13 protein-coding genes are annotated in these 13,183 nt (G+C 34.1%); 2 read left to right on the plus strand and 11 right to left on the minus strand.

Translation table 11 applies throughout. The features are described 5' to 3' along the window. Window positions 1–27: 27 nt before the first annotated feature. Window positions 28–492: an ImmA/IrrE family metallo-endopeptidase gene (locus MHH94_RS10830; protein WP_025904387.1), complete on the plus strand. Its 465-nt coding sequence runs from the start codon at window positions 28–30 to the stop codon at window positions 490–492. Between the two features lie 54 nt (window positions 493–546). On the opposite strand, the gene dgoD is transcribed toward MHH94_RS10830, so the two are convergent. From dgoD to MHH94_RS10855, 5 genes are read right to left on the minus strand one after another with little or no spacing between them, the layout of a single operon-like run. Further along, complete coding sequence (gene dgoD, locus MHH94_RS10835) at window positions 547–1,695, minus strand: galactonate dehydratase (protein WP_058591502.1); 1,149 nt, start codon at window positions 1,693–1,695, stop codon at window positions 547–549. Window positions 1,696–1,709: 14 nt separating this feature from the next. After that, window positions 1,710–2,336 (minus strand): bifunctional 4-hydroxy-2-oxoglutarate aldolase/2-dehydro-3-deoxy-phosphogluconate aldolase, encoded by a 627-nt coding sequence (locus MHH94_RS10840; protein WP_078355574.1) that lies wholly within the window; start codon window positions 2,334–2,336, stop codon window positions 1,710–1,712. A 13-nt stretch (window positions 2,337–2,349) separates the two neighbouring features. Beyond that, window positions 2,350–3,303 carry a sugar kinase gene (locus MHH94_RS10845; protein WP_078355573.1) on the minus strand — a complete coding sequence of 318 codons (954 nt, stop codon included), beginning with the start codon at window positions 3,301–3,303 and terminating at the stop codon, window positions 2,350–2,352. Between the two features lie 21 nt (window positions 3,304–3,324). After that, on the minus strand, window positions 3,325–4,110 hold the full coding sequence (locus MHH94_RS10850) for an SDR family NAD(P)-dependent oxidoreductase (RefSeq protein WP_058591505.1): 786 nt from the start codon (window positions 4,108–4,110) through the stop codon (window positions 3,325–3,327). A 19-nt stretch (window positions 4,111–4,129) separates the two neighbouring features. Then, window positions 4,130–5,350, minus strand: a complete 1,221-nt coding sequence (locus MHH94_RS10855) for an ROK family transcriptional regulator (RefSeq protein ID WP_084754955.1) — start codon at window positions 5,348–5,350, stop codon at window positions 4,130–4,132. Between the two features lie 231 nt (window positions 5,351–5,581). Between MHH94_RS10855 and MHH94_RS10860 the strand changes: the two genes are divergently transcribed. Beyond that, on the plus strand, window positions 5,582–6,949 hold the full coding sequence (locus tag MHH94_RS10860) for a glucose transporter GlcP (protein ID WP_048540197.1): 1,368 nt from the start codon (window positions 5,582–5,584) through the stop codon (window positions 6,947–6,949). Window positions 6,950–7,038: 89 nt separating this feature from the next. Here MHH94_RS10860 and MHH94_RS10865 read toward each other — a convergent pair whose 3' ends face one another. The 6 genes from MHH94_RS10865 to sufC form a co-directional block, all read right to left on the minus strand. Next, window positions 7,039–7,260 carry a DUF6007 family protein gene (locus MHH94_RS10865; protein ID WP_106417307.1) on the minus strand — a complete coding sequence of 74 codons (222 nt, stop codon included), beginning with the start codon at window positions 7,258–7,260 and terminating at the stop codon, window positions 7,039–7,041. A 328-nt stretch (window positions 7,261–7,588) separates the two neighbouring features. Then, window positions 7,589–8,986: a Fe-S cluster assembly protein SufB gene (gene sufB / locus MHH94_RS10870; protein WP_025904379.1), complete on the minus strand. Its 1,398-nt coding sequence runs from the start codon at window positions 8,984–8,986 to the stop codon at window positions 7,589–7,591. A gap of 46 nt (window positions 8,987–9,032) precedes the next feature. Further along, complete coding sequence (sufU, locus tag MHH94_RS10875; protein ID WP_048540200.1) at window positions 9,033–9,473, minus strand: Fe-S cluster assembly sulfur transfer protein SufU; 441 nt, start codon at window positions 9,471–9,473, stop codon at window positions 9,033–9,035. Next, a complete protein-coding gene (locus MHH94_RS10880) occupies window positions 9,463–10,704 on the minus strand; it encodes a cysteine desulfurase (protein ID WP_078355570.1) in 1,242 nt (413 codons plus the stop codon). The genes sufU and MHH94_RS10880 overlap by 11 nt, the downstream gene beginning before the upstream one ends. 25 nt (window positions 10,705–10,729) lie before the next feature. Next, the gene (sufD, locus tag MHH94_RS10885) at window positions 10,730–12,046 is read right to left on the minus strand and encodes a Fe-S cluster assembly protein SufD (protein WP_058591560.1); all 1,317 of its coding nucleotides are present in this window, start codon (window positions 12,044–12,046) and stop codon (window positions 10,730–10,732) included. Between the two features lie 35 nt (window positions 12,047–12,081). Then, window positions 12,082–12,861, minus strand: a complete 780-nt coding sequence (gene sufC / locus MHH94_RS10890) for a Fe-S cluster assembly ATPase SufC (RefSeq protein ID WP_048540204.1) — start codon at window positions 12,859–12,861, stop codon at window positions 12,082–12,084. Window positions 12,862–13,183: the final 322 nt, after the last annotated feature.

Here is a 13,183-nt window from a genome sequence, read left to right on the forward strand (position 1 = left end):
TTAAACGGAAAATATGGTGGGGATAATTTGAATAGATATGAAAAAACACTTATCAATAATGAACACATCGTGATTAAAGAAACAAGTAACCTTCCGAATCAACTGAAAGGTTTATATGTAGATGGATTAATTTTATTGAAAGATGATTTATCTAACAAAGAAAAGTTAGAAGTGCTAGGAGAAGAGTTAGCCCATCATGATATATCTTATGGAGATATTCTCGATACAAGTGAATTATGGAAATGGAAATTTGAGCATAAAGCAAGAAGATTAGGATTTGAAAAAATTATACCTCTAAAAAGTATTGTGCAAGCGTACCAATCAGGCGTCCATAATAAATTTGAACTGAGTAATTATTTAGACGTATCTGAAGGGTATATAGATGAAGCTTTAGAACATTACAAACAAAAATATGGATTAAGCACATGGTATGATCATTATTTAATAAAGTTCAATCCACTTCAAGTTTATGAATATAGAGAAATCAATTAAAGGCTGAGACGTCATTGTCTCAGCCTTTAATCATGTTATGAACAAACGTTATATTTACCATTCTGCAATGCTTCCATCTTTATGTCTCCAAATTGGGTTATGCCAATCATGCCCGACTTCCGCCATTTTTCTAACATGTGCTTCATCAATTTCTACACCAAGGCCAGGCTTTTTAGGAATATCTACATATCCATCTTTAAACTCAAATACTTCTTTGTTCGTAATATAATCTAGAATATCACTGTCTTTATTATAATGAATGCCTAAGCTTTGTTCTTGTATAAAAGCATTGTGACAAGTTGCATCCACTTGTAAACATGATGCTAAAGCAATAGGTCCAAGTGGACAATGAGGTGCAGCACCTACATCATAAGCTTCTCCCATAGAAATAATTTTTTTACATTCCGTTATACCACCAGCATGTGATAAATCAGGTTGAATGATATCGACAAATCCACTTTCTAAAATAGGTTTGAAATCCCATCTAGAAAATAGCCTTTCACCAAGCGCTATTGGAATAGTTGTCGTTTGACTAATTTCTCTAACCGCTTCTATATTTTCACTTAATACAGGTTCTTCTATAAACATTGGATTGTATGGCTCTAATTCTTTAGCTAATACTTTAGCCATTGGTTTATGAACACGCCCGTGAAAATCAATTCCAATACCTAACTGATTGCCAACCGCTTCTCTAATACCAGCAACACGTTGAACAACACTTTCTATCTTGTCATAACTATCTATATACTGTAATTCTTCAGTTGCATTCATTTTGATTGCTTCAAAACCATTTTCAAAAGCTTTTTTAGCAGCGTTTGCAGTATCTTGAGGTCTATCACCACCAACCCATGAATATACTTTCATAGATTCTCTACATGCCCCACCTAATAATTCATGAACAGGCGCGTTATAATATTTACCTTTAATATCCCACAATGCTTGGTCTATACCTGAAATGGCACTCATTAAAATTGGACCACCTCTATAAAAGCTACTTCTATACATCATGTTCCAATGATCTTCAATATTTAAAGGATTTTTGCCAATCAACTGTTGCATAAATTCATCAACCGCTGCACCAACAGTCTGAGCTTTACCTTCAATTACAGGTTCGCCCCATCCGACGATACCTTCATCCGTTGTAATTTTTAGAAACAACCAACGCGGTGGTACTTGAAACAACTCATAGTCTACAATCTTCATGTTAGCACTCCTCTTTAATGTACTTTGTTATAAAATGCTTGTGCTTTTTGTTCTAGTTCCTCAAAATACGCTTTATTCGTTTCTACTTTCGTATTTACTAAAGCACTTCCTAAACCGACGCCAACAGCTCCCGCTTCAATAAAGTCTGTAACATTGTCTATACTTACACCACCTGTTGGTAAAAGTGGGATATGCGGTAGTGGACCTTGTAAATCTTTAATATATTCAGGACCTAAACTTGTTGTTGGAAAGACTTTAATAATATCTCCACCGTATTCATAAGCTTCTAGAATTTCTGTTGGTGTCATAGCACCTGGTATACTTACGGTACCATATTTTTTACTCATGCGAATCGTATCTTTATCTACCGTTGGCGACAGTATAAACGTTGCACCACTTAAAATAGCTAACCTTGCCGATTCCGCATCTAAGACTGTACCTGCTCCGACTACAACTTTTCCCTTCATTTCATTAGAGATCAGTTCAATAGATTCTAACGCTTTAGGTGAATTCATCGTAACCTCTATCGCACGAATACCTGCTTTATATAATGTTTCTACGATTGGTAAAATATCATTGGGATTTGCATTTCGTAAAATTGCGATTAATTTAGTTTCTTTGATTGTTTGTAATGTATCTATTTTAGACGCCTCCTTATCTAATCACATCATCTACATGACCTGTATGTTTCATTTGTTCAATTTCTTCTTTAGTTGGTAAGCCTTCAACATCCCCTTTAACCGTTGTCACGAGTGCTCCTGCATTGCAAGCTTGTTCTGATGCTTCATGAATGGATAATCCTTCGATAATACCTGCAATTAAACCTGCCGCAAAGCCATCTCCAGCACCAACAGGATCAACGACTTCTATTTCTTTTGAAGCTTTTGCATAACCTGAAATATCTTCATGTACATAGTAAGCACCTTTACTTCCTAATTTAACAACTACTGTTGATGCACCTAAATTTATAATCTTTTGAGCGATTTCTTCTTCAGATTGTGTATTGAATAAAAATGCCCCTTCACTCGTTCCTGGCAACACAATATCACTTAAAGCGATTAATTGTTTTAATGTCTCTTTCGCTTCATCTTCAGACCATAATTTGAGTCTTAAGTTTGGATCGAAAACAATTTGTAAGCCTAATGATTTTGCTGTCGAAATGAGTTTAAATATTGTTTTTTTACAAGATGCACTTAAAGCAGGTGTAATACCTGTGACATATAAATATTTAAATTGAGCGACATAACTTTCATCTATATTTGCTTCAGACATTAGACTGGCTGCTGAACCTTTTCTATAATAATGGACGCGTGTTTGATCTTGTCGAAATTTCTCTTTAAGAAAAATGCCAGTCGGTGCTTCAGATATTAATTTTACAGAATCTACATTAATACCTTCACCACGAACAAAATTTAAAATCTTCTGCCCTAATTCATCATTACCTAATTGACTGATCCAGCCAGTTTTAACACCAAGCTTTTCTAACCCAATAAGCGTATTTGTTTCAGCCCCAGCTATATGCGTTGAAAAGTCTTGAGCATATCTCATTGGTCCTACTCCTTTAGGTGCAAACACAACCATCGTTTCTCCAATAGACAATACATCCATCTTCATGACCCTCCTTATAACTTAATAGCCGTTTGCGTTGTATAAACGTGCAGATAAACCACCATCAATGACTAAGTGTTCACCAGTCATCATTTCAGAATCATCAGATGCTAAATATTGCGCTAATTTACCAATATCTTCTGGTTCATTAATTCTTGATGTCGCGTGTAAATCTAAGACGCCTTGTCTCACTTCATCTTCGTTTTCCATTGAATCAAACCAATTTTTCAAATGTGATGTGTTCGTAAATCCAGGACATATCGCATTTACACGAATATTGTATTTACCTAAACTTAACGCCATACCTCTTGTCATCGCATTAACGCCACCTTTAGCAGCAGCATACATATCAGTATCTGGTAAAGTCGCGATTGAATGGTTTGAAGAAATATTGATAATTGAACCGCCACCTTGTTTCTTCATTTCAGGGATGACATGTTTCGAACATAAGAATGTGCCTCTTAAATCAATATTGATAATAGAATCCCAATCTTCAACTGTTGCTTCTTCAATTGATTTAAACACTGTGATACCTGCATTATTAACGAGTGTGTTGATTTTTCCATAATGATTTACTGTTTCATTAACCATATTAATAATACTTTCTTCTTTAGATACATCTGTTTCAACAAAGTATGCGTCGCCACCGTTATCGATTATTTCTGCTACTGTTTCTTTACCAAACTCTGGATCAATTGTAGCAACGACAATCTTTGCTCCTTTACTGCCAAGTTGTTTTGCAATCCCTTTACCGATTCCTTTTCCTGCGCCAGTTACAATAATGACTTGTTCATTTAATTCACTCATTTATAATTCCTCCTTATAATCATTTATTTGGTTTTGGTAGTGAGAATATTTCTTCTACTATTAAAGATGCTGCGCCAATCGTATATAAATCGTCCCCTAAAGCAGAAGTTACGATTGGAGTCTCTTTCGCATCTTCACCCATTACTTTTAACCGAATGATTGCTTTAATTTCTGTTAGTAAGAGATGACTAATTTTTGTTAAACTACCACCTAATACAATAAATTTTGGTCCAAATAAATTTATTAATATTGCAAAGCCTAAACCAAGGTTCCTACCAACTTCTTTAGCAATTTGGACACATAATTCATCGCCTTGATTCACTGCCTCATAAAAATCTTCAATACTTAATTCATCAATTTCAGACTGCATATTTAATAATTGACTTTTACGACCAATTTTTAATTGACGCTTAATCATTTTTAAAATTGCTGTTTCTGAAGTCAACGTTTCTAAACAGCCATAGTTACCACAAGAACATAATGGACCGTCTGGATCTATCGTGACATGTCCAATTTGACCTGTAATGTGGTGATTGCCTTTTAAAATCGATCCATTATTGATAATACTTGCACCTACACCATAGTCCACGATGACCGATATAAAGTTTGTTTCTTCTTTACCTTGGCCAAACCACATTTCCGCAAGTGCTGCACTATTACAATCATTATCAATTACGACCATCAAGTCTGTTTGAGATTCTAATATCGATTTAATTTCGATATTTCTCCATCCTAAGTTTGGCGCAAAGATATTTGTACCATTTTGAGTATCGACCAACCCGTGCATACCTACTCCAATACCAAGTACTTCAATTTGTTGTGCTGAATATTCTTCTGCAATTAAACGAATTTCTTGTCCTAAATAAACAATCATGTCATTCGGACCTTTTCGTAAATCCATTTCTATTTGTTTCTCAAATAAGATTTCTGCTCTCAAATTACTGACAATTATACTCGTTCTATATGCACCAATTTCTAAACCAATCATCACTTTTTTCTCTTTATTAATATCAAGTGGTATAGGTTGTCTGCCTCTAACTTTTCTTTCCATTGCCTTCTCTTCTATCCATTGTTCATCAATTAATATTGAAACAATTTCTGAAACTGAAGGTCTTGATAAATCAATTCTATTCGCAATTTCTACTCTAGAGATTGGTCCATACTTTTGAATCGTCCTTAAAACAAGTTGCTTATTATAATCTTTCATTAAATTAATATTGATCCGAGATGATTGCTTCACGACAACCCTCCTTAACTTTAAGTAATTTATAATAACTAAAATAAATATTTTTATTCGTATTTTACTTGATTTTCTATTTGAAAAGGCTTACATTAATAATTAAATCAGATTCAAAGAGTAATTACAACTTTTTTAGTTATCTTAAATAATTAAATATCATCAACGAACCTCAAAATTTTATTTTAACTAAAGTTTCTGATGGCGTTATTAAAATTACATGGGGGTAATAAAATGGAAGCAAGCAATTATAGAACGAAGTTAATTTTCTTCCTAGGTGCTCTAGGAGGATTGCTTTACGGGTATGACACGGGTGTTATATCTGGCGCGTTGCTTTTTATAAAAAATGATATACCACTCACAAGTTTCACTGAAGGTTTAGTCGTGAGTTCAATGTTAGTCGGTGCAATATTTGGTTCAGGATTCAGTGGACCACTATCGGATAAACTTGGACGAAGAAAGCTCGTATTTGTTATTGCGATTGTCTTTATCGTGGGCGCATTAATTCTATCATTAGCACAATCAATGGTTATCCTAGTCATAGGTAGATTTATAATCGGATTAGCAGTCGGAGGCTCTACTGCAATCGTGCCTGTCTATTTATCAGAAATGGCACCTACTGACACAAGAGGTTCTTTAAGTTCATTAAACCAACTGATGATTACTATCGGGATTCTCGCTTCATATTTAGTTAACTATGCTTTTGCAGATATGGAGGCTTGGAGATGGATGGTTGGATTAGCAGTTGTCCCTTCTGTCATCTTAATGATCGGTGTTTACTTTATGCCAGAGAGCCCTAGATGGTTACTTGAACATAAAAGTGAAAAAGCCGCTAGAAAAGTTATGGCCATTACAAGAAAACAATCAGAAATTGATAAAGAAATTGACGAAATGAAAGAAATCATTCATATATCAGAAAGTACATGGACAGTCTTAAAATCTGTTTGGCTAAGACCCGTACTTGTTATAGGCTGTATATTTGCACTACTCCAACAAATCATCGGTATTAATGCCATCATTTACTATGCACCAACAATCTTTAGTAAAGCAGGTTTAGGAGATGCAACAGCTATTCTTGGAACAGTCGGCATCGGATCAGTCAATGTAATTGTAACGATATTTGCAATATATATAATGGATAAAATTGACCGTAAAAAACTACTTATTACAGGTAATATCGGCATGGTTTGCTCATTACTTATTATGGCAACACTCGTATGGACAATCGGATTACACTCAACAGTCGGTGCATGGATTATTGTCGCATGTTTAACATTATTCATTGTCTTCTTCGCATTCACTTGGGGACCAATCTTATGGATCATGTTACCAGAACTATTCCCAATGAGAGCAAGAGGCGCAGCAACAGGTATCGCGACATTATCCTTATCAATAGGCAGTTTATTAGTTGCACAATTCTTCCCACTACTCACATCAGTGATGGGAATCGAACAAGTATTTCTAATCTTTGCAGTTATCGGTATACTCGCAATGATATTTGTCATCAAATACTTACCAGAAACAAGAGGTAGAAGCCTTGAAGAAATCGAAGTAGACTTAAGAAATAGAACATCATCCGTTACATTATCTAAAATAGATTAAGGAATAGGAAAACCCCGTAGAAATTCTACGGGTCTTTCTTTATCTGGTAGTATTATAAATCCAAAATTCACTTCTTTTCTATTATCATATTACTTGTTAGCTTTATTCTTTTTATAATCATTGATTAAACAAAATAAATGTGAAGCACCTAAGCAACAAAAAATGACTATAACTATATTAAAAATTATACATATCATATTCGAATTAGGTAAATACGAAAACAAAAACATAAATGGTATAAAGCATATAATTTCTAACATTGTTATATTTTTAAAAATTTCTTTTAAGTTATTCAACGTTGACCACCTCATTATGATAACCTAGTTAGACTTTATTTTATATTTCCTTAATTTGTAAAAATAATACCATAAAAACATAAAACGGTATATATTTTCTATATCTAAATATCTCGCATCGATTTTGTTAAGTGCTGACGCCTGAGGGAATAGTATGCGTGAGAGACTACAGGCCCGAACCATACCCTAGGCAAGCATGCACGAACAAAATCGTAGATTACTTTATAAACACATTATCTAAAATAGATTAAGAAATAGAAAAAACCTGTATAAGTTCTTATGACCAAGAACTTATACAGGGTTATTTTATCTATAAATATTGTCTTACACAGTTTAATTGATATTATCCAATTGAACCTTCCATTTCGAATTTGATTAGACGGTTCATTTCTACTGCGTATTCCATTGGTAATTCTTTTGTAAATGGTTCGATGAAGCCCATTACGATCATTTCAGTTGCTTCTTCTTCTGAAATACCACGGCTCATTAGGTAGAATAATTGTTCTTCAGATACTTTAGAAACTTTCGCTTCGTGTTCTAATGAAATGTTATCGTTCATGATTTCATTGTAAGGAATTGTATCTGATGTAGATTCGTTATCCATAATTAATGTGTCACATTCAATGTTTGAACGTGCGCCAGTTGCTTTACGTCCGAAGTGTACTTGACCACGGTAAACAACTTTACCGCCATTTTTAGAAATTGATTTAGAAACAATTGTTGATGACGTATTTGGTGCTTTATGAATCATTTTTGCACCAGCGTCTTGAACTTGTCCTTTACCTGCAAGTGCGATAGATAAAGTCATACCTCTAGCGCCTTCTTCAAGTAAGAAACAAGATGGGTATTTCATTGTTAACTTAGATCCTAAGTTACCATCAATCCATTCCATCGTACCATTCTCATATACGAAAGTACGTTTTGTAACTAAGTTATAAACATTGTTAGCCCAGTTTTGGATTGTTGTATAACGGCAGTATGCATCTTTCTTAACGATAATTTCAACTACAGCTGAGTGTAATGAATTAGTCGTATAAACAGGTGCTGTACAACCTTCTACATAGTGTACTGAAGAACCTTCATCAGCAATAATTAATGTTCTTTCAAATTGACCCATGTTTTCAGAGTTAATTCTGAAGTAAGCTTGAAGTGGTGTTTCTAATTTTACGCCTTTTGGTACGTAAATGAATGATCCACCAGACCAAACTGCTGAGTTTAATGCTGAGAATTTATTATCTGCAGCTGGAATAACACTTGCGAAATATTCTTTGAATAATTCTTCATTTTCACGTAATGCTGAATCAGTATCTTTGAAGATAATACCTTGTTCTTCTAAGTCTTGTTCCATGTTATGGTAAACAACTTCTGATTCATATTGCGCAGATACACCTGCAAGATATTTTTGCTCTGCTTCAGGAATACCTAATTTATCGAAAGTATTTTTGATTTCTTCTGGTACTTCATCCCATGAACGCTCTGAACGTTCTGATGGTTTAACGTAGTATGTGATTTCATCAAAGTTTAACTCTGTTAAATCGCCACCCCACATTGGCATTGGCATTTTGTAAAATTGTTTTAATGATTTCAAACGAAAATCAAGCATCCATTGTGGTTCGTCTTTCATTTCAGATATTTTTTTAACGATTTCTTCTGTTAAACCTCTACCTGAACGGAAAATAGAAACGTCTTCATCATGGAAGCCATATTTATAATCTCCAACTTCTGGTGATTTTTTAGCCATTTTCTTCACTCCTCTTTTATAATAGCGTTCGCCCATTTTTCAAAAGTTACGCGTTATTTTGCTCTTTTGTTCCTTTTTCAAATGCTTTCCATGCTAAAGTAGCGCATTTGATTCTTGCTGGGAATTTAGATACACCTGATAGTGCTTCTATATCTCCCATTTCTTCTGTAATTTCGTAGGATTCACCAAGCATCATGTTTGAGAATTCTTGACTCATTTCTAATGCTTCTTCAATTGTATGACCTTTAACCGCTTCAGTCATCATAGATGCGCTAGACATTGAAATAGAGCAACCTTCACCTTCAAACTTAGCATCTTTAATAACATTATCTTCTACATCTAATGTTAAGCGGATGCGATCTCCACATGTCGGATTGTTCATATCTATTGTTAGAGAGCCATCTTCAAGAACGCCTTTATTACGAGGATTCTTATAGTGATCCATAATGACAGAACGGTATAGTTGATCTAAATTGTTAAAATTCATAAGAGAAAAACTCCTTCGCGCCATTTAGTGCCTGAATGAGTTGGTCAACATCTTCAGTAGTATTATAAATATAGAAACTTGCTCTTGCTGTTGAAGATTGGTTTAACCATTTCATTAATGGTTGTGCACAGTGGTGACCTGCTCTTACAGCTACGCCTTCAGAATCTAATGCTGTTGCTAAATCATGTGGGTGAACACCTTCTACATTAAATGTAATTAATCCAGCTCTTTTTTCAGGTGTAGGTCCATATATTTCAAGTCCATCAATTTTAGACATTTCATTGTAAGCATAATTCACAAGATCATACTCATGTTGATGAATGTTATCTAAACCGATAGCATCAATATATTTAATCGCTTCAGCTAAAGCAATTGCTTCTGCAATAAGCGGTGTACCAGCTTCGAATTTCGTTGGTAAGTCTGTCCATGTTGCATCTTCTAATCCAACAAAATCAATCATATCTCCACCAAATTCGATTGGTTCCATCTTATCTAATAAATCACGTTTACCATATAAGACACCTATACCAGTAGGGCCTAACATTTTATGACCACTAAAGCTAAAGAAGTCTACATCTAAATCTTGAACATCCACTTTCATATGTGGTGCTGACTGCGCACCATCTACTGCAATAACAGCATTATGACGATGTGCGACTTCTGCAATATATTTAACATCATTGATTGTACCTAATACGTTAGACACATGAGCGACTGCGACAATTTTAGTTCGATCATTTATCGTACTTTCGATTGCGTCTCTTTCAAGTTCGCCACTTTCTGACATTGGAATAAATTTAAGTTTAGCACCTGTTCTTTTAGCAAGTTGTTGCCATGGCACGATATTCGCATGATGTTCCATTTGTGTGACGACAATTTCATCATCTTCAGAAATATTTGCATCACCGTAACTATGCGCCACTAAGTTGATTGCAGTTGTAGTTCCTCTTGTGAACACAACTTCTTCAAAATATTGTGCATTTATAAATCTTCTAACAGTTTCTCGTGCTTTTTCATAAGCATCCGTAGCAAGTGTACCAAGTGTATGCACACCTCGGTGAACATTAGAATTATAACGGTTATAGTAATCTACAATGCTATCAGTGACTTGAGTAGGTGTTTGACTTGTGGCTGATGAATCTAAATACACGAGTCTACTACCGTTAACTTGTTGTTCTAATATCGGAAAATCTTTTATAATTTTTTCTACATTAAATGTTGATTCGGCCACATTATCAGACCTTTCTGTGCCTTTTTTATATTTGTGTTGTTACTTTTAATTCAATAACTTCACGTAATTGACGTTTAACGTCTTCGATTGGCAATGCAGATACAACTGGATCAAGGAAACCGTGAATAACTAAACGTTCTGCTTCTTCACGAGAAATACCTCTACTCATTAAGTAATAAAGTTGAGTTGGATCTACTCTACCTACTGAAGCTGCGTGTCCTGCTGTTACATCATCTTCATCAATTAATAAGATTGGGTTTGCATCTCCACGTGCTTTTTCAGATAACATAAGAACACGAGATTCTTGTTGAGCATCTGCTTTCGTACCACCGTGTTTGATATAACCAATACCATTAAAGATTGAAGAAGAACTATCTTTCATAACACCATGTTTCAATATATGGCCATTAGATTCTTTACCATATTGAATAATTTGTGTTGTAAAGTTTTGTTTTTGTTCTCCACGACCAACTACGACTGTTTTTAAGTTACAGTTTGAACGATCACCCATTAAATAAGTCGTGTTGTCGTTAATTGTACTACCATCATTCATTAAACCTAAAGCCCAATCAATTGTAGCATCAGCTGCTGCTGTACCACGACGGATAATGTGACCAGTAAAGCCTTTATCCATGAAATCAACTGTACCATAAGTAATGTTTGAGTTTGCACCAGCAATTACTTCAGAAACGATGTTTAATTGACCTTCGTTTGAAGATACTGTAGATAAATAGTTTTCAACGTATGTTAATTCTGCACTTTCTTCAGTTACGATAATCGCATGGTTGAAGAAACTTGCATCACTATCATCATGTAATACAACGTATTGAACAGGATCTTCTACAACAACATTTTTAGGTACATATACAAATACACCACCGTTAACTAATGCTGCGTGTAAAGCTGTTAATCTATGTTCATCAACTTTAACTGCGTCAGTCATGAAGTATTTTTGTACTAATTCACTATTTTCAATTAAAGCTGTTTTTAAATCTTTAATAACAACGCCTTGTTCGACTAATTTTTCATCTACTTTAGTAAAAGCAGGTGTATTATTATGTTGAACAATTAAGTTTGTAGCATTTTCAGTATCGATAATTTTACGAACTGATTCTGGTAAATTGTCGATAGTATCAAATGTTTCACTTGTAACAGCATGTGTTTTGAATGAATCAAAATCCCATCTGTCAATTTTTGTTTTGTCTGGTTTAGGCATTTCTAATGTATCTAATTTTTGAAAACTTTCTTTTCTTAAATCAGTCATCCATTGTGGTTCATTTTGAGATGCTGAATAATTAACTAAGTCTTCAACGTTAATATTTAACTTTGTTTCAGTTGCCATTTATACTCCTCCTACTTGACTATCATGATCATATATTATTCAGCGTTAATTGTTTCGTCTTCAATATTAAGTTCTTCTTTAATCCACTCGTAACCTTCTTCTTCAAGACGTTTTGCTAATTCTTCGCCACCTGATTTAACAACTCTACCTTGCATCATAACGTGTACAAAGTCAGGCGTAATATAGTTTAATAATCTTTGATAGTGAGTAATAATTAAACAACCAAAGTCTTCTCCACGCATTTTGTTAATACCTTTTGATACAACTTTTAATGCGTCAATATCTAAACCTGAGTCAATTTCATCTAAAATTGCAAATTTAGGTTCTAACATCATTAATTGAAGAATTTCGTTACGTTTCTTCTCACCGCCAGAGAAACCTTCATTTAGGTATCTTTGAGCCATATCTTGGTCCATTTCTAATAGATCCATTTGTTTATCTAATTGCTTAATGAATTGCATTAAGTTAATTTCGTCGCCTTCTTCACGTTTAGCGTTAATTGCAGAACGTAAGAAATCAGCATTTGTTACACCAGAAATTTCTGATGGGTATTGCATAGCTAGGAATAAACCAGCTTGTGCACGCTCGTCAACTTCCATTTCTAATACATTTTCACCATCAAGAAGAACTTCACCTTGTGTTACTTCATAACTAGGATGGCCCATGATTGCTGATGATAAAGTTGATTTACCAGTACCGTTAGGTCCCATGATTGCGTGGATTTCGCCTTGTTTGATAGTTAAATCTACACCTTTAAGAATTTTCTTACCTTCGATTTCTACGTGTAAATCTTTGATTTCTAATATTGATGCCATATTATTTTTCCCTCCAGAGAATTTATTCACATTTAAAAAAGATAACCCTACATTATCTTTTCTAGTTTATAATAATTTTAATGTAACGTCAAAGTTTGCTGTGAATCTTTACCCTTAATATTATAACGTAGTTACACGGGCAAATAAACATTTTCGCTTTATTTATATAGAAGAAACTGTTCATATAAAGTATTTTTCTGAAATGTTTTTCAAATGATAATCATTTCAATTAATTCTCAATTTATAAATATTCTATTTCAACGTCTTCCGAATGCCTTTCTATCCAATATATACTATAATGATGATAAATAAATATGCAGTT

The organism is Mammaliicoccus sp. FSL K6-3158 (genome assembly GCF_038005105.1).
In the GTDB taxonomy this organism is placed as follows: domain Bacteria; phylum Bacillota; class Bacilli; order Staphylococcales; family Staphylococcaceae; genus Mammaliicoccus; species Mammaliicoccus sciuri.